General features: G+C 67.8%; 22 protein-coding genes. 13 read left to right on the plus strand and 9 right to left on the minus strand.

The features are described from left to right. Positions 1-61: 61 nt before the first annotated feature. From ACMCNK_RS34515 to ACMCNK_RS34530, 4 genes are all read right to left on the minus strand, one after another. Entirely contained in the window at positions 62-1,186 is a 1,125-nt protein-coding gene (locus ACMCNK_RS34515) for a glycosyltransferase family 4 protein (protein ID WP_412740519.1), read from the minus strand. After that, positions 1,183-2,049 (minus strand): hypothetical protein, encoded by an 867-nt coding sequence (locus ACMCNK_RS34520; protein ID WP_412740520.1) that lies wholly within the window; start codon positions 2,047-2,049, stop codon positions 1,183-1,185. The genes ACMCNK_RS34515 and ACMCNK_RS34520 overlap by 4 nt, the downstream gene beginning before the upstream one ends. 225 nt (positions 2,050-2,274) lie before the next feature. After that, positions 2,275-3,207: a UbiA prenyltransferase family protein gene (locus tag ACMCNK_RS34525; protein WP_412740521.1), complete on the minus strand. Its 933-nt coding sequence runs from the start codon at positions 3,205-3,207 to the stop codon at positions 2,275-2,277. Between the two features lie 223 nt (positions 3,208-3,430). After that, positions 3,431-4,444 (minus strand): aldo/keto reductase, encoded by a 1,014-nt coding sequence (locus ACMCNK_RS34530; RefSeq protein ID WP_412740522.1) that lies wholly within the window; start codon positions 4,442-4,444, stop codon positions 3,431-3,433. Between the two features lie 535 nt (positions 4,445-4,979). Between ACMCNK_RS34530 and ACMCNK_RS34535 the strand changes: the two genes are divergently transcribed. After that, positions 4,980-8,186, plus strand: a complete 3,207-nt coding sequence (locus ACMCNK_RS34535; RefSeq protein ID WP_412740523.1) for an AfsR/SARP family transcriptional regulator — start codon at positions 4,980-4,982, stop codon at positions 8,184-8,186. A 120-nt stretch (positions 8,187-8,306) separates the two neighbouring features. Here ACMCNK_RS34535 and ACMCNK_RS34540 read toward each other — a convergent pair whose 3' ends face one another. Further along, a complete protein-coding gene (locus ACMCNK_RS34540; protein ID WP_412740524.1) occupies positions 8,307-9,056 on the minus strand; it encodes a hypothetical protein in 750 nt (249 codons plus the stop codon). Between ACMCNK_RS34540 and ACMCNK_RS34545 the strand changes: the two genes are divergently transcribed. Next, positions 9,055-9,297, plus strand: a complete 243-nt coding sequence (locus ACMCNK_RS34545; protein WP_412740525.1) for a hypothetical protein — start codon at positions 9,055-9,057, stop codon at positions 9,295-9,297. The two genes, ACMCNK_RS34540 and ACMCNK_RS34545, sit on opposite strands and share 2 nt — an antisense overlap. A gap of 1 nt (position 9,298) precedes the next feature. Here ACMCNK_RS34545 and ACMCNK_RS34550 read toward each other — a convergent pair whose 3' ends face one another. The 3 genes from ACMCNK_RS34550 to ACMCNK_RS34560 all read right to left on the minus strand — a co-directional run bounded on the left by ACMCNK_RS34550 (position 9,299) and on the right by ACMCNK_RS34560 (position 11,809). Continuing rightward, the gene (locus ACMCNK_RS34550) at positions 9,299-10,771 is read right to left on the minus strand and encodes a lactonase family protein (protein WP_412740526.1); all 1,473 of its coding nucleotides are present in this window, start codon (positions 10,769-10,771) and stop codon (positions 9,299-9,301) included. Positions 10,772-10,868: 97 nt separating this feature from the next. Next, positions 10,869-11,033: a hypothetical protein gene (locus ACMCNK_RS34555; protein ID WP_412740527.1), complete on the minus strand. Its 165-nt coding sequence runs from the start codon at positions 11,031-11,033 to the stop codon at positions 10,869-10,871. A gap of 215 nt (positions 11,034-11,248) precedes the next feature. Further along, positions 11,249-11,809, minus strand: a complete 561-nt coding sequence (locus tag ACMCNK_RS34560; RefSeq protein WP_412740528.1) for a hypothetical protein — start codon at positions 11,807-11,809, stop codon at positions 11,249-11,251. A 613-nt stretch (positions 11,810-12,422) separates the two neighbouring features. On the opposite strand from ACMCNK_RS34560, the gene ACMCNK_RS34565 reads away from it, so the two are divergent. From ACMCNK_RS34565 to ACMCNK_RS34595, 7 genes are read left to right on the plus strand one after another with little or no spacing between them, the layout of a single operon-like run. Continuing rightward, positions 12,423-13,454, plus strand: a complete 1,032-nt coding sequence (locus ACMCNK_RS34565; protein ID WP_412740529.1) for an ABC transporter substrate-binding protein — start codon at positions 12,423-12,425, stop codon at positions 13,452-13,454. After that, the gene (locus tag ACMCNK_RS34570) at positions 13,451-14,254 is read left to right on the plus strand and encodes an ABC transporter ATP-binding protein (protein ID WP_412740530.1); all 804 of its coding nucleotides are present in this window, start codon (positions 13,451-13,453) and stop codon (positions 14,252-14,254) included. Before ACMCNK_RS34565 ends, ACMCNK_RS34570 begins: the two co-directional genes overlap by 4 nt. Continuing rightward, entirely contained in the window at positions 14,247-15,110 is an 864-nt protein-coding gene (locus ACMCNK_RS34575; protein ID WP_412740531.1) for an ABC transporter permease, read from the plus strand. Before ACMCNK_RS34570 ends, ACMCNK_RS34575 begins: the two co-directional genes overlap by 8 nt. A gap of 13 nt (positions 15,111-15,123) precedes the next feature. Beyond that, on the plus strand, positions 15,124-16,041 hold the full coding sequence (locus tag ACMCNK_RS34580) for a TauD/TfdA dioxygenase family protein (protein WP_412740532.1): 918 nt from the start codon (positions 15,124-15,126) through the stop codon (positions 16,039-16,041). Next, complete coding sequence (locus tag ACMCNK_RS34585) at positions 16,038-17,372, plus strand: LLM class flavin-dependent oxidoreductase (protein ID WP_412740533.1); 1,335 nt, start codon at positions 16,038-16,040, stop codon at positions 17,370-17,372. Before ACMCNK_RS34580 ends, ACMCNK_RS34585 begins: the two co-directional genes overlap by 4 nt. Beyond that, a complete protein-coding gene (locus ACMCNK_RS34590; RefSeq protein ID WP_412740534.1) occupies positions 17,369-17,881 on the plus strand; it encodes an NADPH-dependent FMN reductase in 513 nt (170 codons plus the stop codon). The genes ACMCNK_RS34585 and ACMCNK_RS34590 overlap by 4 nt, the downstream gene beginning before the upstream one ends. Beyond that, complete coding sequence (locus ACMCNK_RS34595) at positions 17,878-18,384, plus strand: flavin reductase family protein (protein ID WP_412740535.1); 507 nt, start codon at positions 17,878-17,880, stop codon at positions 18,382-18,384. Before ACMCNK_RS34590 ends, ACMCNK_RS34595 begins: the two co-directional genes overlap by 4 nt. Positions 18,385-18,412: 28 nt before the next feature. Here ACMCNK_RS34595 and ACMCNK_RS34600 read toward each other — a convergent pair whose 3' ends face one another. Continuing rightward, positions 18,413-19,483 carry an FAD-dependent monooxygenase gene (locus ACMCNK_RS34600; RefSeq protein ID WP_412740536.1) on the minus strand — a complete coding sequence of 357 codons (1,071 nt, stop codon included), beginning with the start codon at positions 19,481-19,483 and terminating at the stop codon, positions 18,413-18,415. Between the two features lie 282 nt (positions 19,484-19,765). On the opposite strand from ACMCNK_RS34600, the gene ACMCNK_RS34605 reads away from it, so the two are divergent. Genes ACMCNK_RS34605 through ACMCNK_RS34620 form a run of 4 tightly spaced genes read left to right on the plus strand, consistent with a single transcriptional unit; the run spans position 19,766 to position 22,987 of the window. Then, complete coding sequence (locus ACMCNK_RS34605) at positions 19,766-20,284, plus strand: SigE family RNA polymerase sigma factor (protein ID WP_412741079.1); 519 nt, start codon at positions 19,766-19,768, stop codon at positions 20,282-20,284. Beyond that, positions 20,284-20,949: a hypothetical protein gene (locus ACMCNK_RS34610; RefSeq protein WP_412740537.1), complete on the plus strand. Its 666-nt coding sequence runs from the start codon at positions 20,284-20,286 to the stop codon at positions 20,947-20,949. The genes ACMCNK_RS34605 and ACMCNK_RS34610 overlap by 1 nt, the downstream gene beginning before the upstream one ends. Further along, positions 20,946-22,019 (plus strand): amidoligase family protein, encoded by a 1,074-nt coding sequence (locus ACMCNK_RS34615; protein WP_412740538.1) that lies wholly within the window; start codon positions 20,946-20,948, stop codon positions 22,017-22,019. The genes ACMCNK_RS34610 and ACMCNK_RS34615 overlap by 4 nt, the downstream gene beginning before the upstream one ends. After that, positions 22,013-22,987, plus strand: coding sequence for a threonine/serine dehydratase (locus ACMCNK_RS34620; RefSeq protein ID WP_412740539.1), 975 nt, complete (start codon positions 22,013-22,015; stop codon positions 22,985-22,987). The genes ACMCNK_RS34615 and ACMCNK_RS34620 overlap by 7 nt, the downstream gene beginning before the upstream one ends. Positions 22,988-22,992: the final 5 nt, after the last annotated feature.

Raw genomic sequence — 22,992 nt, forward strand, 5'->3', positions numbered from 1 at the left:
GCCGGTGCCGGCGCGTCGTCGCGGTCCAGGCCAGGGTGTAGGTTGAGAACTGGCGCTGGTTCTAGCTGTTCCGCAGGCGCTTGAACAGGATCTCATAGCGGTCGATGCAGCGGTCTGCACTGTAAAGGTCGCTTGCGATCTTGGCGAGACGGTGTTTCTCCTCAGCGGGAAAGTCGCGCAACTCTACGAGAGCTGTTGCGATGGCATCGACATCTCTGGGCCTGGCCAGGCGCCCAAATCCGGTTTCCTGGATGGGCACCCGGCCGCCAGGCAGGTCAGAACCGACAACCGGCAGGCCGCACATCATGGCTTCTGCCTGGACAATGCCGAAGGACTCTGCCACTGATGTTAGGGCAAAGGTGTCGATGGATGCATAGAAGTCTCTTGTTCCGGCCCGGTCGAGGAGGCCTAGGAAGACGATGCGGTTGTCGTCGCCGATCAGTTGACGTAGTTCCTCGACGTTGCTCCCGCCGGCAACAGTGTCATATTCACCGGCGAGGAGAAGGCGATCATGCGACTTGGCAGCGCGCAGGAAACCTTGAATGAGGTACTCGATGCCCTTGTCCGGCACTATGCGCCCCAAGAAGCCCACATGGTAACCGGGACCGTCGCGGAAGGTCGGAGCGCCGCCGTTCGGGTCGAGACAAGGGGCTGGAATAGTGGACCATTCACTCCTGGCAATAGTCGGCCACATATTCGAGTGGCGTGCCTGATCTTCACTGTTGACGACGACATGAGTGGAATTGTGCAGGGCGTTGCGAACGGAAAGGTTGACGCCTTGGATCTGGATCCGATTCATCAACGACTGTTTGAGCCACAGGTCGATGTGGTGGGTCGACACCACGGGTGTGCCTGAGACCAGTCGAGTGATCAGGGCGGATTCCAGCATGGGCAAATGCAGATGCACGATCTTGGAGCCGGCCGCTATTCGCCGTACCAGAGGAACGAAGCCCGGGCTTACCGGTCCCCGTCCGATCCGGAACAGGACGGGTGCGCGAAAGACATGTACTCCCTCGAGCACTTCATGACGGGGGATCGCCGTGTCATGTTGGGTGGTCACGACTGCGACGCGCCAGCCACGCTTGGCCAAGCCCTCGGCAACGATACGAGCGGTTTCGGTCAGGCCTGAGACGTATGGCGCGTAATAGTTCAGAACCACCGTTGCGTCAAAGCTCTCGGCGGTCATGTGGTGTCCCTTCCGAAGTGCAGCGTGGACGGCGTGAGACGGAGTGCCAGGGCTGACAGGGCCGCGCCGATGACGTCTCCCGCCACGATCAATGCTCGACTGAGCAGTGCCAGCATTGCTGCGTCCGCTGGCGCCAGTCGCGTCGCGAGTATGAAGAGAAGTGCTCCATCGCGTACCCCGACAGCTCCCGGTAGCACAGCAAAAACGAGGCCGAAGATGGTGGACAGGGCATAGGCGGAAACGAGGAAGAGAGCGCCGCCTCCCGTGTGGCGGCCGAGAACGGCGAGATGCACTCCGGTCAACCCGGACGCCCCCGCCAGCAGAACTGTGGCCTGGGCGAAAGGTAAAGGGGGAGGCATCCCGACGTTGGTCCAGATCTTGGTGACAATGGGCCAGCGACGCGCGCGGAGTGCGAAGACCAGGACGAGGAGCAGCAGAAGAGACCCAGCCAGGATCCAGCGCTCATCCGTGCCGTCCTCTGCGAGGGCGAAGGCCGCTGGCAGACCCAACATACCTGCGGAAAGACAGCCAGCGAGGGCGGCTCCCACGAAAGTCTGCACCAACATGGCGGGGCTGGAGCCGTGCCTGCCCAATAGTCGCTGCTGGACGACAAAGGTCAGCACTCCGCCCGGTGTGTATTTGCCCACGGCTGAGCGCAGGTACACGAGGATTCCGTGCAGTGTGGTCACGCCGTGCAGCCTTCGGGCACAAAGCCGTTGCCAGGCCCAGGCCCCCGGCAGCAGGCCGATGATGATTGCCGCCATCGCTGCCAGGATCGTCTGTGCATCGACCTCCGCGGCCGCCTGGCGGATCGCCGCTCGATGCTCGAGGAAATACAGTCCGATGCAGACGAGCGCCACCATGTTGAGTGCCCACCTGGCCACCGTCAGTACAATTCTCAGCCGATTGTTAGTGGCCAGGCGTGTCAACGTCGCGTTGCTGGCGATGCGTGCGGTCGTACGCCTCATGCTGTCCCGTCCACGAGCCCGACGACATTGACGACACAGGTGTCCCCGACCTTCGGCGCGGCCGCTGGTGTTGGCATCCCTGTCCACATCGGCGCCGTGAGTGGCACGCTGGTCATCCCGTCACCCCACCCACTGCACACCAGCCCACTCGGCCAGCCGCAGCGCGATCAGGGCGACTGCCCATAGTGCCGCGGTGCCGACGATGGGCCGGTCCCGTATGAGTAGCCGGGTCGGCTCGGCACCGCCGCCGACAACGAAGACCACTTGCAGATAGCGGAAGATCAGCAGCACTGCGAACGGGGCTGAGAACATCATGGCGGCCCGCCCGTACTCCGTGGCCAGGTCGGTGTGGAAGAGCGTCATCGTGGCCATGAGAACAATGCCGGAGTTCAGCAGAATAAGGTGATCCAGCAGCTGGATCGAGTACGCGCCGAGCGCAGGTCGATGACCCTCGGCGCTGGCCTGGATCATTTCGTGTCGGCGCTTTCCCAGGCTGAGTAGAAGGCTACCGGTGAAGACCGCCAATGCTAGCCAGCCCGAGAGGGAGATCCCGAGAACGACACATCCCGCGACGGCGCGGAGTACGAATCCGCACGACACGATCAACACGTCGAGAAGGGGGACGTTCTTGAGGCCGCACGAGTAGGCAACGTTGAGAACCAAATAGAGGTACGCGGGCCACGCGGCCCGGGTAGGGCCGACAATGGTCATCCCGAGCAGTCCACCGGCGAGCGCGAGACCCAAAATGATCGCCTCCGCCGGGGAGACCTCTCCGGATGCGATCGGGCGGTGTCGCTTGATCGGGTGTGCCTGGTCTCGGCGCCGGTCGGCGTAGTCGTTGAGCACATAGACCAATGCGGATGCCAATAGGAACAGGCCAGTGATCCAGGCCAGGCGGATATATCTGTCCCACGGGAGCACCGGGTCGGACAGCAGTGCCAACGGAACAGCGAACAGGTTCTTCGACCACTGACCCGGCCGAATGAGTGCCAGCAGGGCCCGCCAGTGCGGGCGTCGTGGAATGTCGGGAACAAGGGTGTCGGAAACTGGCATGGAGGCATGACTAGTCATTTGGCTTACCCCCGTGACGTTGACGAGCAGACACCGGCGATGCCGGATCGGCCTTTTCTAGGCCGTATTCCACATCGGACGGTGGAGTGACAGGTCCGGCGGAACTGGGAACATCGAAACAGTCGAGCGGCAATGCGGGCCGGCCGGCCAAGCCGAAACGTCCTTCGGCCATCTGAAGGCCGGCCGCCCGGCTATCAGATGGGGGTCAGCGGTCATTCCATGCGGAGATTTCGGTCAGGAACGTGTAGGGATAGTCGGGAGTCGGCGGTTCGCTGACCTTGGTGAGAACCTCCATCGCGGCGGGATCGAGGTGGAGGTCTGCGGCCTGGAGGCTTGTGCGTAGCTGGTCGGCGGTGCGGGCGCCGACAAGGGCAGCGGTGATGCCCGGCCGGTCCATCACCCACGCCAATGCGGCGTGCGTGGAGGTGAGACCGTGCTGTGCCGCGACGTCAGCGAGGGCCTCTACGATGTGCCAGTTTCGCTCGGTGCCCCGCCGGGAGAATGCCTCCAGACCTCGATTCGGGTCATCGCCCAGCCGGCTGCCCGAAGGCGCATCGGCATCGCGGCGGTACTTGCCAGTCAGCCAACCTGCGCCCAGCGGGCCCCACACCATGGTGCCCATGTTGAGCGCCTGGACCGCCGGGATTTGCTCCCATTCGGGCTCACGCACTAGCAGGCTGTACTGCGGCTGCAATGATATCGGTGCGGCACCGCCGGACCGCAACAACTCGGAGTGGATGAGTGCCGTCTGCCACCCGGTGAAGTTGCTGACTCCTATGTGTGCCACCTTGCCTGCCATAGTGGCCTCGACGGCGAATTCGGCGAATTCCTCCAGGGCGACCCGGGGGTCCGGTCCGTGCGCTTGGTAGATGTCGATTCGATCGACGCCGAGTCGTCGCAGGCTGGCATCCAGGGCGCGGTGCAGATAGGCCCGGCTCAGACCCGCATCCGGCTGACCGGTCACCGGGAATCGTCCTTTGGAAGCGATGACCAGGGTCTCGCGGTGCTGCGGGCGGTCACGTATCCATCGGCCCAAGATCTCCTCGCTGCGGCCATCGACGTAGACGTCGGCGTTGTCGATCAGCGTGCCGCCCGCTTCGACGAAGGCGTCGAGGATCGCGTATGCCGCCTCCTCGTCGGCCTCCTGGCCGAACGTCATGCAGCCCAGCGCCAGTCGCGACACCACCGGTCCGTCAGCACCGAGTTTGCGCAGTTCCATCGTTCACATCACCTTCACTCGAGTGAGCCTGTCGTTCGCTCGGATTATCCCGTTGGGGACTGCGGTGACCTATCTCGCGGGCCAGAGGACGCGACGGATCCAGAACCAGAAGCCGCCGGGTTGTCGAGACCCGTCACCGTACTGCTTCATCGGTCCGTTCTGCTCCGTGACGATCGGCGCTGTCGGAGAGCCGGAGTCGACGTGCTGACGCGTGAGCTGCATTGCACGGACGGCTGCGCCAGGATCGAAATGCATCTAACCTCCCGAGTGCTCGGTGAGCGAGAGACCGAAGGGGACGGTGTGCGTCGTGGGCGATGGTGGAGCTCCGGTGCCAGTCCGGTTGCGCTCCGGATCGGTGGGCAACTGAGATCTGGCGTGGACGTGAGGCAATGACCGCTCGTGTGGAGGGCGGCCACATCAGCCTGCAAATAGATGGCGTTCTCTGGACACGTCTGTACGGTATGTTCGGTCGTGATCGTTTGATCACCACATCGTCACCACGGGTGGCGGACGGGGCGTGGGGGGTGGCCAAGCAGTGAAGTTTCGGGTCCTCGGGCCTTTGCAGGTTCATGGCGACGACGAGCCACTGCCCGTTCGGGGCCCCCGGCAACAGAGAATCCTGGCTCTGCTACTGCTGAACCACGACCGGCTCGTTCCGCTCGATCAGCTCATCAAGGCTGTGTGGGACGACAATCCGCCGGTCACCGCTGGTACCCAGGTGCGCAACCGGGTGTCTGAACTGCGACGCACCTGGGCCGCCCTGATAGCACGACCAGACGACTTGCTCATCACCGAGAGCAACGGCTATCTGCTGCGGCTGAGAGGTCACACGCTCGACTTGGTGGAGTACGAACGTCAGGTTGCCGCCGCACGTGAGGCGATGCGTCTGGACAACCGACCTGTTGCCCTGCGGCTCCTGCGTTCTGCCCTCGACCAGTGGCGCGGGCCGGCTTTCGCCGGCGTGGGAGGCGGCGTGATCGATGCGGCGTCGGCCCGATTGGAAGAGCACCGGCTGTCCGTTCTGGAGGACTGTATTGGCCATGAGCTCGCCATGGGCCGGCACAAGCACGTTGTGGACGAGGTGGCAGCACTCGCTGAGGCGCAGCCATTCCGGGAGCGCTTCATTCATCACTTGATGTTGGCGCTGTACCGGTCGGACCGGCAGGCAGACGCCCTGGCCAGCTATCAGAAGTACATGGAACTGCTGCGCGACGAGCTTGGACTCGATCCAGGGCCGGAGTTGCGCAAGCTCCACGAAGCGATCTTGCGCCGGTCGTCCGACATCGACCTGCCCACGACGAGACCATCTGGGGAACCGTCGGTCCCGCCCAACGAGACGCCCTCAGCCGAGCCGCAGGTCGACACGATGCCGTCCAACAGTCGCCCGTCCGCGGTGCTCACTCGGCCGGCCGAGCTACCCGCTGATGTCATGGACTTCTCCGGCCGTGTGCGGGAAATAGCAGCGTTGGACAAGCTTCTCGCGGAAGGCCAAGAGCGGCGCCGGGGGGTGCAAATCATCGCTGTCACCGGTACGGCAGGCGTCGGTAAGACGGCGCTTGCCGTTCACTGGGCGCATCGAATGGCCGATCAATTCCCAGACGGTCAATTGCACGTCAACCTCCGTGGACATGGTCAAGGCCCGTCGATGCGTCCGATCGAAGCACTCGCCACGATGTTGCGAGCGCTGGGTGTCAGCGCCGAGCAGACACCGATCGAGCTGGACCACGCGGCCCGATTGTTCCGGTCGTTGCTGGCGGGACGGCAGGTCCTTCTGATGCTCGACAATGCAGTCTCAGCCGACCAGGTGCGGCCTCTGCTGCCCGGCACGTCCGGCAGCGTGGTTCTCGTCACCAGTCGTGACCGCTTGACGGGGTTGGTGGCCAGCCACGGCGCGCGCCGCCTCGCCCTGGACCCACTCGGGACGGGAGAGGCATTCGAGCTACTTAGGCAGATTCTGGGTGGGTCGCGGATGGACAGCGACCCTCAAGCCGCGGAGCGTCTGGTGCAGGTGTGTGCCTCGCTTCCCCTCGCTCTACGAATCGCCGCGGCAAACCTCGACAGCGAGCCGCACCGGTCCATCGCCGAGTACGCCGCGGAACTGCGTGACGGCGACCGGTTGGCTGCACTGCGCGTGGACGGTGACTCCCAGGCGGTGCAGACCGTTTTCGACGCCTCCTACGCGTGTCTGTCCGCCGACATGAAGAACGTCTTTCGGCTACTCGGCCTAGCACCCGGCCCCGACATGTCCGCGGTCGCCATGGCTGAGATGGCAGGAATAGATGCAGACCGGACGGTGCGGCTTCTCGAAGGGCTGGCGGCAGCTCACTTGATTCATGGAAGCGGCAGTAAGCGGTTCACCACACATGACCTTCTGCGTCTGTATGCCAGGCAACGCGCCGAAGCAGAGGAGACTCCCGAGGCCCGCGCCGTGGCGGTCGGTGCCTTGGTCGACTGGTACATAGAGCATGCGCGTGCGGCAGCGCAGGTGCTCCATCCACACATGATGCGCCTTGCGGACCAGGAGTTGCCTCGTCCTCTGGTGCACTTCGATGATCACGCTGCTGCGATCGCCTGGTTGGACGACGAACGTTTTAATCTGGTCGCCGTCGTCACCGCCGCGACCACCCTTGGAAAGCCCGGCACCGCCTCGCGCCTAGCCGAGATCCTGCGCGGGTACTTCTGGCTCAGGGGGCACATTGTGGACTGGCTGCATACAGCGGAGGTAGGCGTGGCGGCCGCGCAGGTGCACGGTGATCTACGCGGGCAGGCTGCTGCCCATGTAAGCCTGGGCTTTGCACACTACAGTCGCGGTCGGTGCAAGCAGGCCATTAAGCACTACCGGGGTGCGTTGGACTGCAGTCGCCGGGCCGGGTGGGAGGCCGGCCAGGCCACCGCTCTCGGCAACATCGGTCTCGCACAGATTACTGCCGGCGATGTCCGGGCAGCGATGGACTCGCTCCGGCCCGCGGCCGCCATCGATCGGCAGCTGGGTCGCAGATCCGGTCTTGCCACCACGCTGTGCGCGCTGGGGCAGGCGAGCGCCCGGCTCGGCCGTGCACAACAGGCAGTTCAGTATCTCGAGGAAGCCTTGACGCTGTATCGGGAAACGGATTCTTTGAGTGGCCAAGCGATGGCCATGGGTGGTCTCGCCCACGCCCTGTGCCTACTCGAACGACACCAGGAAGCGTTCCCTCTCGCCGACCGTTCCTTGGACATCTACCGCAAGGCTGGCGACATCGACGGCACCGCCGCAACCATGAATCTGCTTGCGCGCATACACCACCACGCCGATCGACACCACGAAGCGATCGACCAGGCAGCAGCCGGGCTCGAACTGGTCGAGCAGGCCGACCGCCAACGCCAGGCACCGGCGCTGCTCAACACGCTCGGGCGGGCGCACCTGGCACTCGGCGACGCGGCGAAGGCCAGGCACTATCACGAGCGGGCCTTGACTGCCGTCGCACCAATCGAATCGTTGTTCCAAGAGATGGAGGCGCACACAGGCCTGGCCGGCACTCTGCAGGCACTGGGCGGCCTCGACGGGGCACTCGACCATGCTCAGCAGGCGCTCGAATTGGCCCGACATGCTGGCTACCGCGTGACCGAAGGCGAAATCCTTGAGACGCTCGCGGATATCCACCTCGGAATAGGGAATCGTGCTGAGGCCCAGGTATGCCTCCAGCAGGCAATGCAGCTCAAGCTCGCAGATGCGGACGACGGCCGCCGGCCACCTTACCGATGATGCGAGGCGTACCGGTGGATGCTCCTGATGGATGGGCATCTGGGCCAATTGGGTGGACTCTTCAACGCGCGCAAGCCAGTTCTCTGATCGCAATCACCGTGTGACGGATGGGGTCCGGTGTCAGGCGGCGGCGTTGAGCAGGATCTTGCCGTCCTGGCGGGCGCAGCTGCCGAAGCCGTTGGCGGTGCTGACCTTCAGGACGTAGGCGCGCTTGGTGTCCAGGCCGGTGAACTGCTGGCCGAGCTTGGCGGTCGTCCAGCCGCTCTGGGTGCTGGACACCGTGGTGATCACCTTGCTGTCGGCGAGCCGCACGAGCGTCATCTTGACCGTGACCGCGATGGTGGGCTTCTTCAGGTCGTCGCCCGTGGCGCCGCCGCCGGCAGCGACGAGGTAGCCCTTCCACTGCGGCGCGGACATTTCGAACGTAGCCCGGGTGCGGTCGGCACCCCGGTAGCCGCGGGCCTTGGTCACGATGGTCGGCGCGAGGGTCTTCTCGGTCACGGTGACCTGGGCGCCCTGCCCGAGGGCGTCTTCGGCCCGCACGGTGATCTTGTAGGTGCTGCACGCGTTGGGGGTGGCCACGCTGAGGTGGTGCAGGCCGTTGGTCAGGGCCTGGGTGGCCGGGACCAGGCTGCTGACGACGGTGGCGGCGCCGTCCTTGACGGTGACCCGGTAGCGGGTGGCGTGGGTGGTGGGTTTCCAGTAGACGTCGGTCTGGCCGGCGGTGCCGGCCGAGCGGACCTGCTGCACACCCATCGGCGCACCGGGGACCTGGGCCGAGGCGGCGGCCGATGCGGCGTGCGGAGCGGCGAGCAGGGCGCCGGCCAGGGCCACACCGGCGGTGGCGATCAGGCGCGACAGCTTCTTCATGACCCTGCTCCTTCAACGTTTGCTGACCCCGGCAACCTTGCCGGGCGCAGGTCAAGCCGGCCTCAGCCGGCGTTCTGCCTTGCCGCAGAACCCCGGGGAAGGCAGGAATCCGCTGACGGAGCGACCATTCCCGCACACGTTCGGTCACGATTCATCACTGGAGAAGATGCTCCCGCTGCCGATCAGCTCGCTGGCGCTGCCGGGCCTGCCAGGCCGTGTCGATGTCTTCTGCGGCCCGTGAGTCAGTGGGTGAGGTTGAGCGGAGCCACCCACCCGTTGCCGCCCGAGGCGCCGCCCGCCGCGTAGACGTCGCGCCCGTCCGGGCTGGTGAAGACGGTGTTCGCGTTCATCAGGCCGAGCCCGGTGGAGCAGCCGCCCGCGCCGCTGACCGCGATGCAACCGGCGGTGCCGGTCAGCTGCGTGAGTACGCCGGTGGTGTTGTCGTGCCGGAACGCGGCGACCGCGTTGCCGCTGTTGCCCGCCACGAACGCGAACAGCCCGTCGTCGCTGAACGTCATCGAGCTCGGGCCGTCGATGGCGCGGGCGCTGCTGCACCCGGGGACCACGGTGCCGCCGGACAGGTAGAGGCAGGCGTTGGGGTTGGCCAGCTGGGTGAGCACGCCGGTGCCGGTGTTCCGGGTGAACGCGGCCACGGTGTCGCCGTTGAGGGCCATCACGTACACGCTGCGACCATTGGGTGCGACCGTCACGCCGTACGCCGTGGAGAGCCCCTTGGCGGAAGTGCAGCCGGTGATGGTGGTGGCGCCGCTGTCGTAGAGGCAGGCGTTCGGCATGCTGGCCTGGGTGAGGGCGCCGGTGGACGTGTTGCGTTGGAACACCGCCACGGCTTGGCTGGCGAACGACGCCACGTACAGGCTGGTCCCATCGGGTGAGATGGCGATGTAGCGCGGCTGGCTGAGCCCTTTGCCGGTGGTGCACCCGGAGACGGCGGCGTTGGTGATGCACCCCGCGGTGCCTGCTTGCTGGGTGAGGACGCCGGTGGTGCTGTTGCGGTCGAAGACGGTCAGCGAGTTCGAGGTGTACGACGTCACATAGACGTTGGCCCCGTCGGGGCTGATGGCCACGCCGACGGCCCCGTCGATCTGGCGGGCCGAGGTGCAGCCACTGATGCTTGCTGTGCCGCTGTCGTACAGGCACTTGTTCGGGCCGGCCAGCGGGGTCAGCGCGCCGGTGCTCGAGTCGCGGGACAGCTCGGCGACCGTCTTGCTGGTGTAGCCGGGGGCGTACACGTGTTTGCCGTCCGGGCTGATGGCCACGTCGTAGACGTAGTTGAGCAGGCCGGGCGCCGCGGTGCAGCCGCTGACGGTGCCGTTGCTCAGGCACTTGTTCGGGCTGGCGAGCTGGGTCAGGGCGCCGGTCGTCGCGTTGCGGGAGAACATCGCGATTCCGCTGTTCGTGGCGTCGGAGACGGTGCCGACGTACACGTGCTTGCCGTCGGGGCTGACCACGGCGCTCTTGCCGTTGACGATGCCGGTCGCCGCGGTGCAGCTGCCCGACCCGTCGTTGCTGAAACAGCCGGCGGTCTGGGACAGGCCGAACGTGGCACGTGTGGTATACGACGACGCGGGACCGGTCGTGGTGGCCGAGAAGGCGGCCAGGCTCGTGGGCAGCAGGCCCAGCCCGGCCAGACTCAGCACCACCAGCGGGACGAGCGCGGCACGCAGGCCGCGGCGGGTGCGACCGGGTCGTGCCACCGGGCTCCCGCCCCGGGGAGCCCACGATCCGCCGCCAGCCATCCGCCCTCCTCCGGGTCCAAGTCGGCCGGGATACGCCGGACATGAGAGTTCTCGATCATTTCTGGTCCGGGCCAGATGCTTCCGGCTCGGTCCAGGCCCCGGTCAGCGGCGGCAGCGTCCGAGCGAGTACCGCCGCCTCGGCGGCCGGCAGGCCGATCGCCTCCAGCCGGGCCCACCAGCCGCGAGCCCACCAGCCGCGAGCCCCATCAGCCGAGCCCATCAGCCGAGCCCATCAGCCGAGCCCATCAGCCGAGCCCATCAGCCGAGCCCATCAGCCGAGCCACCGGCAGGGACCGGTGCAGCGTCAGCCCGCGTCGCGGACCGGGGGCCCAGCGGGACGCGGGAACTCCGCCACGGTCCCGTTTGCCGGACTGCCCCGGGTTGCGGAGACGGGGCAGTCCAGAACCTTCGGTCCGGTGCCGGGCGGCTATGCGGTCAGCTCGCCGCCTGCCAGTTGAACGTCGCGGCGGCGGTGGCGCCCTGCTGGGCGTCCGGCGTCGAGGCATTCACGGTGTACGTGATGCGGTAGGTGCGGACCTGTCCGGCGCCGGTCGGCGCGAACGTGCCCACGCCCGACGTGAAGTCGGTCTTGGTGCTGCCCAGCGTGGCGAGCGTGCCGGTGTAGGTCGGGCCGCCTGCGGCGCTGAAGCCGGTGCAGCTGCTGAAGTCGCCGCCGGTGCCCTCTTCGATCACGAGGTCCACGTACGGGGCCAGCGCGCCGGACACGGCCGAGCTGTACAGCTTGACGGTGCCGGAGAGGCTGCCGTTGTACGTCAGCTTGATGCATTTCGCGGCCGTCGAACCGGGCCGCAGGCCGTTCGCGGTGAACATCGCGGTGGTGCTGTCGTCGTCGCTGAGGGCGACCGTGCCGGCGTTCCAGGAGTTGGCGGCGTTGTTGGTCGACGCCGTGAAGGCGGCGCTGGACGCCTGCCACATCACGCCGGTGCTGAGCGCGATACCACCGACCACGGTCGCGGCCGCGGCGATCATGCTCATTCCGCCACGCTGCATCAGAAGTTCCTTCCCTCGGCCGGAAGCCCTGAGTGCTCGCCGGTGCTGTCGACGGTTAAGTCGGCCGTGTAGGTCAACTCAGCCTCAATCGGTCTTCAAGGAACCGGCAAGGATCCGGACAGGCGGCAAATCCTATTGCCCCTATGGGAAATATATGTGACCTGGCTCACAAACCTGCTGACGTCAGGGCTCGTGAGCAGCTACGTTCCTGACATGAAACGAAGCAAGCGCCTCACCCGGCGCCGCTTCGTCGACTTCCTCCGGGTGTGCACCTGCACCTGTTGAGCTCGCCGGCGAAGCGCAGCGCACCCGACGCCCCCGACCGCGGATCAATCCGTGTGGCGGACTGCGCCCTCCGGTAACGCCGACCCGCCACCTGCCGGCAGCGCCTCGGGAGATCCCGGGAGCGACCTCTGAGCACCGCACGCCGACGGCGCCCGCGTTCACCCGGCGACCGCATCTTCGCTCGACGACCACGCATGCCCGGTTCCCCGACATGCCCGAACGCCGCAGACCCGTCGCGGCGCGATGACTGCCACCTGCAACCGACTGCCTCGGCGGCCGGTCGCTGCCACCTATCCCCACGAGGAGCGTTCCGATGAGATTCCATAGATCCGCACTGGCGGCCGTGCTGGCGAGCGGCCTGCTCGTCACGTCGGCACTCTCGGGTTGCAGCCAGGCCAGCAGCGCTGCCACCGGCAAACAGGCCACCGAACTGCGCTACCAGGGCTGGGTGGGGCAGGTGACGCTGCCGGAGCTGGCGGCCGACCTCGGATACCTCGGCGACGTCAAGCTCAAGTGGATCGGCAACACCATCAGCGGCCCGCAGGACATCCAGGCCGCGACCACCGGCGATGTGGACTTCGGCGGCGCCTTCAACGGCGCCATCGTCAAGCTGGCCGCCTCGAAGGCGCCGATCAAGGCGGTGATCGCCTACTACGGTGCGAACAAGGACACCTTCGACGGGTTCTACGTGCTCGACAACAGTCCGATCAGGAGCGCCCGGGACCTGATCGGCAAGAAGATCGGCGTCAACACGCTCGGTGCGCACGCTGAGGCGATCACCAAGACGTACCTGGCCCGCAACGGGCTCACCGACGACGAGATCAAGCAGGTCGAATTGGTCGTCGTGCCGCCCGTGAACACCGAACAGTCGCTGCGCCAGGGTCAGATCGACGTGGCCTCGCTCAGCGGGGTGCTGCGCGACAAGGCGGTCGCCCGCGGGAGCGTACGCGCCCTGTACACCGACTACGAACTGCTCGGGGAGTTCAGCGCGGGCAGCTACGTGTTCCGGCAGGACTTCATCCGGCGGAACCCCGACACCGTCCGCACGTTCGTCGGCGGCGTGGCCAAGGCGATCGAATGGTCACGTACCACGCCGCACGACGAGGTCATCGCCCGTTTCGAGAAGATCATCAAAGCGCGCGGCCGCAACGAGGACACCAGCACCCTGCAGTACTTCAAGAGCTTCGGCGTCGCGGGGCAGGGCGGCCTCATCAGCGACAAGGAGTTCGCCACCTGGATCGACTGGCTGGACCGGGCCGGTGAGCTCAAGGGCAAGCAGGTCAGCGCCGCCGACATCTACACCAACGAGTTCAACCCGTACGCCGCGAGCGGGTCGGCGAAATGACCGCCAAGATCCAGTTCGAGGGCGTCGGCAAGGCGTTCCACGCACGCGGCACCACCGTCAGCGCGCTGCAGGACATCGACCTCACCGTACGGTCGGGAGAGTTCCTGGTCATCGTCGGGCCCAGCGGCTGCGGCAAATCCACCCTGCTCGACCTGCTCGGCGGCCTGACCGAGCCCACCAGCGGGCGGATCCTGGTCGACGGCGTCGAAATCAGCGGCCCGGGTCTCGACCGCGGGGTGGTGTTCCAGCAGTACGCCCTGCTTCCCTGGCGTACCGCGCAGAGCAACGTCGAGTTCGGCCTGGAGGCAAAGCGGGTGCCGAAGCGGGAACGGGCCGCCCGGGCCCGCGAGTACCTGGACCTGGTCGGCCTGTCCGGATTTCACGACCGGTATCCGCACGAGCTGTCCGGCGGCATGAAGCAACGGGTGGCGATCGCCCGCAGCCTCGCGTTCGACCCGGACGTGCTGCTGATGGACGAGCCGTTCGCCGCGCTCGACGCGCAGACCCGCGACGGCCTGCAGGACGAGTTGCTGCGGATCTGGGAGAAGACCGGCAAGACCATCGTGTTCATCACTCACGGCATCGAGGAGGCCGTCTACCTCGGTCAGCGGGTCGCGGTGATGACCTCCCGGCCGGGCCGGATCAAACGCGTCGTCGAGGTGCCGTTGGTCGCCCGATCGGCCACCGAGGACCTGCGTTCCGACCCCGCGTTCGTGCACTACCGCCACGAGATCTGGAGCCTGCTGCGCACCGAGGTGGACAAGGCCCGTAACGAGGAGCTGGAGGTGGCCCGTGTCTAGCCTCACGCCGGTCGCGCTGCGCACGCCGACCACGACGACGACCCCACCCGTTACGACGGCGCCGCCGGTCCCGGCGTACCCGTGGACCCACCGCGTCCGGCGTGGCGCCGGCGCGGTCGTCAGCCGGGTGGCGGCGATCGCGGTGCTGGCGGCCGTTTGGGAGGCATTCCCCCGGATCGGGCTGGTCGACGCCACCTTCCTGCCGCCGCTGTCCGAAGTGCTGTCCGCCTGGTGGCAGCTGGTGCTGTCCGGCGAGCTGATCGATCACGCGCGGGCCAGCCTCACGCGGTCGCTGGCAGGGTTCGGCCTCGCCGTCGTCGTGGCCATCCCGCTGGGCCTGCTGATCGGCTGGTACAAGCCGGTGGCGAACCTGCTCAACCCGGTGCTGGAGCTGTTCCGCAACACAGCCGCGCTGGCGCTGCTGCCGGTCTTCGTGCTCGTGCTGGGGCTCGGCGAGACCTCGAAGATCGCGATCATCTTCTACGCCTGCTCGTGGCCGATCCTGCTCAACACGGTCAGCGGCGTCCGTACCGTCGACCCGCTGCTGATCAAGTCGGCGCGTTCGCTCGGGCTCGGCCCGCTTCGGCTGTTCCAGAAGGTGATCCTGCCCGCCGCCGTGCCGACCATCTTCACCGGGATCCGGCTGGCCGGGGCGTACTCGATCCTCATCCTCATCGCGGCCGAGATGGTCGGCGCCAAGGCCGGCCTCGGTTACCTCATCAACTACGCGCAGTACAACTTCGCGGTCCCCGACATGTACGCCGGAATCATCACCATCTCGGTCATCGGCCTGGTCGTGAACCAGCTGCTCGTCCTCACCGAACGCCGCTTCTCGACCTGGCGCACCACCAACTAGAAAGGAACCTCCCATGACGCTCGCCCCCAGCATCCCGGACATCCGCCGAATCGGCGGCCGCCTCGGCGCCGAGATCGTCGGCCTCGACCTCGCCCAGCCGCTCGACGATGCCACCGCCGGCGCGCTGAACTCCGCGCTGGTCGAATACAAGGTGCTCGTCTTCCACGGGCAGCAACTCGACGACGCGGCGCACGTCCGGTTCGCCTCCGTGTTCGGCCCGCTCACCGCGGCCCACCCGACCGTGCCGTCGGTCGAGGACAACGCGAACGTGCTCAATGTGGAGGGCGGAGAAGGCGCCCGGGCCAACGCCTGGCACACCGATGTGACGTTCGTGGTCGCCCCGCCCAAAGCCACCACACTGCGCAGCATCGTCATCCCCCCGTACGGCGGGGACACGCTGTTCGCCAACACCGCCGCCGCGTACGCCGACCTGCCGGATCACCTGCGTGCGCTGGCCGACCGGTTGTGGGCGGTACACACCAACGAGCACGACTACGCGCCGCACCCGCAGTTCCGCACCGATGAGGCCGAGCAGTACCACAAGGTGTTCGTCTCGAAGCGGTACCGCACCGCGCACCCGGTGGTCCGCATCCACCCCGAAGCCGGGGTACCGAACCTGTTCATCGGTGGCTTCGCCGGCAGCATCCTCGGGCTGTCGAACACGGAGTCGCGGGACGTCCTGCGGCTGCTGCAGGCGTACGTGACCCGGCCGGAGAACACGCTGCGCCATCGCTGGGCGGTCGGCGACGTGGTCGTCTTCGACAACCGCACCACCCAGCACTACGCCGCCGACGACTACGGCGACCTGCCCCGCAAGCTGCACCGGGTCACCGTGGCCGGCGACGTGCCGGTCGGCGCGGACGGCGGGACGAGCTACGTCATCGAGGGTGACGAGGCGGGCCACTACACCCCGCAGGCAGTGGCGTCGTGACCCGGCCGGGACAGCTGCACCTCAACGCGTTCCTCATGGGGGTCGGGCACCACGAGGCGTCCTGGCGGCTGCCGCAGAGCGACCCGTACGCCCACGTGGACGTCGCGCACTACCAGAACCTGGCCCGGATCGCGGAGCGCGGCAGGCTCGACTCGGTGTTCCTCGCCGACGGCCCGGTGCTGTGGGACCAGGTGGAACGGCGCCCCTCCGGGACCCTGGAACCGACCGTCCTGCTCACCGCGCTGGCCGGGGTCACCGAGCGGATCGGGCTGATCGCGACCGCCTCGACCACCTACAACGAGCCGTACAACCTGGCCCGGCGATTTGCCTCGCTGGACCTGATCAGCGGTGGGCGGGCCGGGTGGAACATCGTCACTACGGCCGGGCTGGACGCGGCCCGCAACTTCAACCTGGACCACCTGCCCGCCCACGCCGAACGCTACGAGCGGGCCGCCGAATTCCTCGACGTCTCCCTCAAGCTCTGGGACTCCTGGGACGACGACGTGATCCTCGCGGACAAGGAGCGGGGCGTCTGGGGCGACAGCGACCTGATCTACCCACCGGCGCACGAGGGCCGTTTCTACCGGGTGGCGGGCGCACTCAACGTCCCCCGTTCCGCGCAGGGCCACCCCCTGCTGGTCCAGGCCGGATCGTCGGAGAACGGCCGTACCTTCGCCGCACGGTACGCCGAGGCCGTGTTCACCGCGCATCAGAGGCTCGCCGACGCGCAGGAGTTCTACGACGACCTCAAGCGGCGCGCCGCCGAACACGGCAGGGACCCTGACCACGTCAAGATCCTGCCGGGGATCGTGCCCGTCATCGGCGACACCGAGGCGCAGGCACGGGAGCTCGACGCCGAACTCAACCGGCTGATCCGCCCCGAGTTCGCCCTGCCCGGCCTCGCCGAGCTGCTCGGCATGGACGTCGCCGAGCTGCGCCTGGACTCCGAACTCCCGGCCCACCTGCCGGAGGAGGACGAGCTTGAAGGGGCCAAGAGCCGCCGTACGCTCGTGGTCAACCTGGGCCGCCGCGAACGGCTCACCGTCCGCGAGATCATCGCCCGGCTCGGCGGGGGCCGCGGCCACCGCACCTTCGCGGGCACACCTGCGCAGGTCGCGGACGCCATCACCGGATGGTACGACGCGGGCGCCGCCGACGGCTTCAACATCATGCCGCCGGTGCTGCCCGGCGGCCTCGAACTGTTCGTCGACCGGGTGGTGCCGATCCTGCAGGAACGCGGCCGGTTCCGCACCGAGTACACCGGACGTACCCTGCGCGAGCACTACGGGCTGCCCCGGTCCGCGAACCGCAACACGGCGGTTACGCCGTGAGCGTCCGGGTCGCGGTCGTGGTCGGCAATCCGCGCCCGGCCAGCCGCACTCTCACCGCGGCGGTGTACGTCGCGCGGGAGCTCGCCGGGCATACCCCGGAGATCACCGTCGACCTGGCCACCCTCGGCCCGGCCCTGCTGGACTGGACGGACCCGGACGTCGCCGCTCTGGTGGACGAGGTCGGCGCGGCCGACCTCGTCGTGGTGGCGAGCCCGACCTACAAAGGCACCTACACAGGCCTGCTGAAGCTTTTCCTGGACCGGTTCGCGGGCGGAACGGGGCTGCGTGGGCTCGCCGTGCCACTGCTGCTCGGTGCGAGTCCCCAGCACCATCTCGCGGCCGAGCTGACGTTGCGGCCGGTGCTCACCGAACTCGGCGCAACCGTCCCGGGGCGGGGGCTGTTCGTCATCGACCGGCACCACGACGACCCTGATGCGTACGCCGGCTGGCTGGCGGCGACCAGCCCGGCCGTCGAGGCATACCTGGGCACCCGGGGGGAGATCGCATGAAAACGCTGCACACCCACCAGGACCTCGACCGCCACCGGCTCCGCGAGGTGTACGGCATCTTCCCCAGCGGGGTGGTGGCCGTCGCCGCCCTCGTCGACGGCGTGCCCGCTGGTCTGGCGGCCAGCTCGTTCACCTCGGTGAGCCTCGATCCGCCGCTGGTGTCCTTCTCCATCGCCAACGCGTCGAAGACGTGGCCCGATCTGCGCCGCGCGGCACATCTCGGCGTCACGATCCTGGCCGAACACCACTCGGCGGTCGCCCGCCAACTGTCCGCCGCCCCGGCGCAGCGTTTCGACGGGCTGTCGCTCACCGCCACGCCGATGGGGGCTGTCATCCTCAACGACGGACTCGCCCATTTCGAGACCACGATCTACCGCGAGGTGCTCGCGGGCGACCACACCATCGTGCTGCTTCGTCTGCAAGCCGCACGCCGTGCCGGGCTGACCGACCCGTCGCCGCTGGTCTTTCACCGCAGCCGGTTCGGGCGGATCCAGCCTGGCTGACGCGGGCGGCTGTCGGGGGGCCTGACCTCTACCCTCGTCGAGTGTCCGCGTCCGCCGGTGCTGACCGGGTGCTCAGGCGGGCGCTCGCGGCAACCGTTTCCTCTGTCTCGGCGCGGCGGCGGTCTTCGTAGGCGTCGAAGGCGATCGCCGGGCTGTCGTGGTTCTGCAGCGTAGCAGCCAATGCGACAGCGTCCTCAAGAGCCATGGAAGCGCCTTGGGCGGCGGCGGGGACCGCGGCGTGGGCGGCGTCGCCGGTCAGGACCATGCGGCCGTGGTGCCACAGCGGGGTGGTCGGGATGTCGTAGGAGTCGCTGCCCACGATATTCGCACCGGAGGCGGCGATGATCGCATGGACCGGTGTGCTGTCCTCGCGGCACATCTGCAGCGCCCGGTCGCGCCACTGATCCGGACTGAGCCCGGCGGCCGGGCTCTCGCCCTGGAGGCGGGCGAACCACCACGTCCGGCCGTCACCGTCGGGCACGGTGAGGCCGAAAAACGCTCGGCTACCGCGGACCATGTGATACTCGTCCAGGGCGAGACCGGCTGGGTTCCCGGCCGTGTAGCCGTACACGACGTGCTGCCCGCAGTAGCGGGGGTCGGGCGCGTCCGGGTCGATGAGGCGACGGGTCACGGAGTGGATGCCGTCCGCCCCGACCAGCACGTCGCCGGTGGCCCGGCTGCCGTCGGCGAAACTCACGTCGACGCCGTCCGGGCCCGTGGTGGCGCCGGTCATGCACTTGCCGTGGTGTACCGGGATTCCTCGCGCAATCGCGAGGTCCTGCAGTGCCTGGTACAGGGCGGCTCGGGTGAGGGTGCGGGCCGGACCATCGATCGGCCGGTGCCCGAGCTGCTGGCCCGAAGCGTCGAGCAACGCCACGGCCCGCGCGGGGAACGACACCGCGTCGACCGCCTCGGCCGCATTGATCGTCGCGAGTGCTGCCATGCCGTTGCGCATGACGGTGAGGAACGCGCCGGCATCCGCACCGCCGGACGGGTGCGCCTCGTAGACCTCAGCCTCGATGCCGAATTTCTTCAGGGCGAGCGCGGTCGCGGTCCCCGCGACTCCTCCACCAGCGATGATCACTTTGCGAACCGACATGACCCCATCCTGCCCCACCATCCACTTCGCACGCGGTCCGCTCCCGCGGCGTCACGCGTACGTCCGCGCTCATGAATGACGTGAGAAAGAATGACACCGCATCGGAGCACTCTGGTGCTTTTTACCGAGTGTGAGTCGTGCGTGCGAGCAAGCACATGGTTGGCACGGTTTGCGGGTTGCGTTCAGTGGCACATCGACGGCGCTCGGTGATTGTCGAGATGGCGTGGAAAATGTGGCGCCACCAGCTGCACAGATCGGCTGCTCGTTTTCATCTAGGTGGATGTGAGCTTCGAGGATTTCGCGGTAACCCGGCTGCCCAGCTTGTTGCGGTACGCGGTCGTCCTGACGGGCGACCGCCACCTCGCGCAGGACATCGTGCAGGAGGTGCTGGCCCGCGCACAGGTGAAGTGGCGGCGGATCAGGGCGGCGGACGCCCCCGAGGCTTATGTACGTCGAATGCTGCTCAACGAGTATCTGTCGTGGCGGCGCAGTTGGACCGTACGCAATGTACGTCCGGCAGGTGAGCGGTTGGTCGATCTGGGCGACGCGCGCGGCGGGGTTGATGACCACGCCGACGGTGTGGCCGAGGTCGACGCGTTGCGGTCGCGGCTGGCGGGTTTGCCGCGCAAGCAGCGGGCGGTGCTGGTGCTGCGGTATTACGAGCAGTTGCCCGACGACGCGATCGCGGACCTGCTCGGATGCAGTCAGGCGACGGTCCGTAGTCATGCCTCGAGAGCTTTGAGCACGCTTCGGCTCAGTTCAGGTAGGCACCGGGTTCAGATTCACGCAGGGGAGAAATGATGAACGAGCAAGCGAACGCCCTTCACGAGGTGTTCACCGCGGAGGAGGGACTCGCTCCTGACTCGGGCGCCGTGTACGCCCGGGTACAGGAGTTGTCTCAGAAGTACCGGCGGCGTCGCCGGGGTGCGCAGGTGGCTGGTGGTGCGGTCCTGGGCGCCGGCCTGATCGCCGCGGCCGTCAACCTGCCGGCCTTGCTGCCGGCGGCGAGCCAGCAGGGGAACGCGGCCCCGGCGTACGCCGCCGGCGCGCCCGCGCCCGCGTCCGCGCCCGCTTCCGTGGCCGCTTCCGCGCCCGCCGGAGTGCCGTCGGTGAGTCCGGTCGATACGCAGAGGTATCTGGACAAGTACTTCTCGGCGGGCTACGACCTGTCGGAGGCGCAGAAATTGGCCAAGCTCTGGAACATGAAGGACGACGACCTCCTGGACGTCAAGGCGAAGGCCGGCCGGCTGCTGCTGGCGGGTGAGTCGCTGCCGGTCAAGCCGCCGAACGTCGACACCGGCAGCACCCGCGAAGAACGCGCGGTGAACGAGTTCTTCCGGGCCGGCTACACCATCAAGGACGCGGCGAAGCTCAGCAAGATCTGGCACACCAAGGACGCCTACGCGGCGAAGGTCAGGGGCGGGGAGAAGCTGCTGGCCGGTCACTCGTTGCCGATCAAGCCGTGACCGCGGCGCTGCACCGGCGGACCGGTTTCGAGATCGAGCTGATGGCTCCCGCGGGCCGTAGCCGCCGAAGCCTGGCCGAGGAACTGGCCCGCCGCTGCGGGGGTCGGATCCGCCCGGTGTGGCATCACGACAGCGAACCGTCCCTGGTCCCGGGCCTGGGACGGTTCCTGCACCTGACCCAAGGTTTCGCGGTGTACGACCGCGACGACGCCCTGCTGTGCACGCTCGTCGACGACATCACCCTGGTCGCCGGGCTCGATCCGGACTCACCGGCCGCGCCGGGCTGGTTCCGGATCCTCAGCGACGACCACCGGCTGCTGCGGCTGCTGGCCGCGCAGAGTGATCCCGGCGGCACGATCGGCACGGCGTTGGACGCCACCGCCCGGTTCTGGGGTGTCACCGCCGATCGGGTCGACGACGTGTACCGCCTGGACGACGGCGACGGCGCCACCATCGCTTTGGCCGCCCCGCTGGTCGGCGAACGGGAACGGCCGTGCGAGATCGTGACACCGCCGCTGGTCCGGGATCACCGCGCCGCGCTGGAGTACCTGCTCGGGCCGGCCCGCGAACTGGGCTTCACCGTCCCGGCCGAGGCCGCGGTCCACCTGCATGTCGACGGCGGCCCGTTCCGCACCCCGTATGCCCTGGCCAACCTCATCCGACTGTTCGGCCACTGGCGTGCACCGCTGCGCACGATCCTGCAGACCAATCCCGCCTGCACGCGGCTCGCACCGCTGCCCGAACCCTTGATCACCGTCGCCGACAACGTTCCGTCGTACGACGAGCTGCGTGCAGTCGCCGCCGACGTACGCCTGACCAAGTATTTCGACGTCAACCTCACGCAGCTTCTCACCGGCAAACCCGTCCGGGACACCGTCGAGATCCGTATCCTGCCCGGAACCAACGACCCGGCCGCGATCATGGACAGTGCCGCCGTCGTGGAACTCCTCCTCGACCGGTGTACCGACCCGGAACCCTTCCCCCTGCCGCCCACGCACCCGCTCGACGCCGTGGATGCGCTCCTCACCGTCGCCGCTGACGTGCTCGCGGATCGGGAACACCGGTGCTGACCGCCACCAGGTCCGGCCCGCACCACCTCGACCACGCTGCCGCCGAACTCGACGGCCAGATCACCCGTACCCCGCTCTTGCACTCAGCGGCCATCGACCACATCGCGGGCGCGAGGATTCTGATCAAGGCGGAGAACCAGCAGCTGGGCGGGTCGTACAAGAGCCGGGGGGCGCTGTTGGCGGTCGGTCGTCTCGTCGCTGCGGGTGGCTGCACCGGCGTGGTGGCGCAGAGCACCGGCAATCACGGCACCGCCATCGCGTTGGCCGCACGCCGCCACGGGTTGCCGGCGACCGTCGTCCTGCCGTCGGACGCCGTGCCGGTGAAGGTGGCGCGAATTCGCCGAGCCGGGGGTCAGATCATCTTCGCGGGCACCTCCTGGCAGCAGCGGACGGCCGTCGCGGACGAGGTGTCGAAAACGCTTGGACATCCCCTCGTCGGTGCGACGGCAGACGTCGTCGCCGGACAGGGCACCGCCAGCCGCGAGTTGCTGCGACAGGCGGCCGAGCAGGGTGAAATGCCGCAAGCCCTCGTCCTCGCGGTCGGGGGCGGAAGCAGCATCGCCGGTGCGTGCCTCGCCACCGCCGGGACCGGCGTCGACGTGATCGGGGTCGAGCCGGTCGGATGTGATTCCCTGGCCCGGAGCATCGCCGCGGGCCGCAGAATCCTTGTTGCGCCCGGACCCACGATCGCCGACGGTTTGCGCCCCGCCTGTGTCGGCGAGCTTCCGTTCCAGATCGCCCAGGGTTCGGTCGCGGAGGTGGTCCGCGTCGACGATCACGCGATCGTGCGGGCGCTACGGCTGGTGTTGACGCATCTCGGGCAGGTCGTCGAGCCGTCGGCGGCGGCGGGGCTCGCCGGTGCGCTGGTGATCGCGGCGAGCGGACGGTATCGCCGGATCGGCGTCGTGCTGACCGGCGGCAACATCCCACCGTCCCTGCTGGCCCGGATCACCACCGCACCGGCATGACCGTC

Origin of the sequence: Krasilnikovia sp. MM14-A1259, assembly GCF_047159535.1 — a bacterium.
Lineage (GTDB): Bacteria > Actinomycetota > Actinomycetes > Mycobacteriales > Micromonosporaceae > Actinoplanes.

Coding starts and splice junctions, on each gene's coding strand:
- ACMCNK_RS34525 (WP_412740521.1), bottom strand. CDS start 3,207: ATGCCAGTTTCCGACACCCTTGTTCCCGACATTCCACGACGCCCGCAC.
- ACMCNK_RS34515 (WP_412740519.1), bottom strand. CDS start 1,186: ATGACCGCCGAGAGCTTTGACGCAACGGTGGTTCTGAACTATTACGCG.
- ACMCNK_RS34555 (WP_412740527.1), bottom strand. CDS start 11,033: ATGGGCTCGGCTGATGGGGCTCGCGGCTGGTGGGCTCGCGGCTGGTGG.
- ACMCNK_RS34545 (WP_412740525.1), top strand. CDS start 9,055: ATGACCCTGCTCCTTCAACGTTTGCTGACCCCGGCAACCTTGCCGGGC.
- ACMCNK_RS34560 (WP_412740528.1), bottom strand. CDS start 11,809: ATGAGCATGATCGCCGCGGCCGCGACCGTGGTCGGTGGTATCGCGCTC.
- ACMCNK_RS34520 (WP_412740520.1), bottom strand. CDS start 2,049: ATGGTGGCGCTCGTCTGCATCGGACTGTATTTCCTCGAGCATCGAGCG.
- ACMCNK_RS34600 (WP_412740536.1), bottom strand. CDS start 19,483: ATGTCGGTTCGCAAAGTGATCATCGCTGGTGGAGGAGTCGCGGGGACC.
- ACMCNK_RS34565 (WP_412740529.1), top strand. CDS start 12,423: ATGAGATTCCATAGATCCGCACTGGCGGCCGTGCTGGCGAGCGGCCTG.
- ACMCNK_RS34610 (WP_412740537.1), top strand. CDS start 20,284: ATGAACGAGCAAGCGAACGCCCTTCACGAGGTGTTCACCGCGGAGGAG.
- ACMCNK_RS34595 (WP_412740535.1), top strand. CDS start 17,878: ATGAAAACGCTGCACACCCACCAGGACCTCGACCGCCACCGGCTCCGC.
- ACMCNK_RS34580 (WP_412740532.1), top strand. CDS start 15,124: ATGACGCTCGCCCCCAGCATCCCGGACATCCGCCGAATCGGCGGCCGC.
- ACMCNK_RS34570 (WP_412740530.1), top strand. CDS start 13,451: ATGACCGCCAAGATCCAGTTCGAGGGCGTCGGCAAGGCGTTCCACGCA.
- ACMCNK_RS34530 (WP_412740522.1), bottom strand. CDS start 4,444: ATGGAACTGCGCAAACTCGGTGCTGACGGACCGGTGGTGTCGCGACTG.
- ACMCNK_RS34540 (WP_412740524.1), bottom strand. CDS start 9,056: ATGAAGAAGCTGTCGCGCCTGATCGCCACCGCCGGTGTGGCCCTGGCC.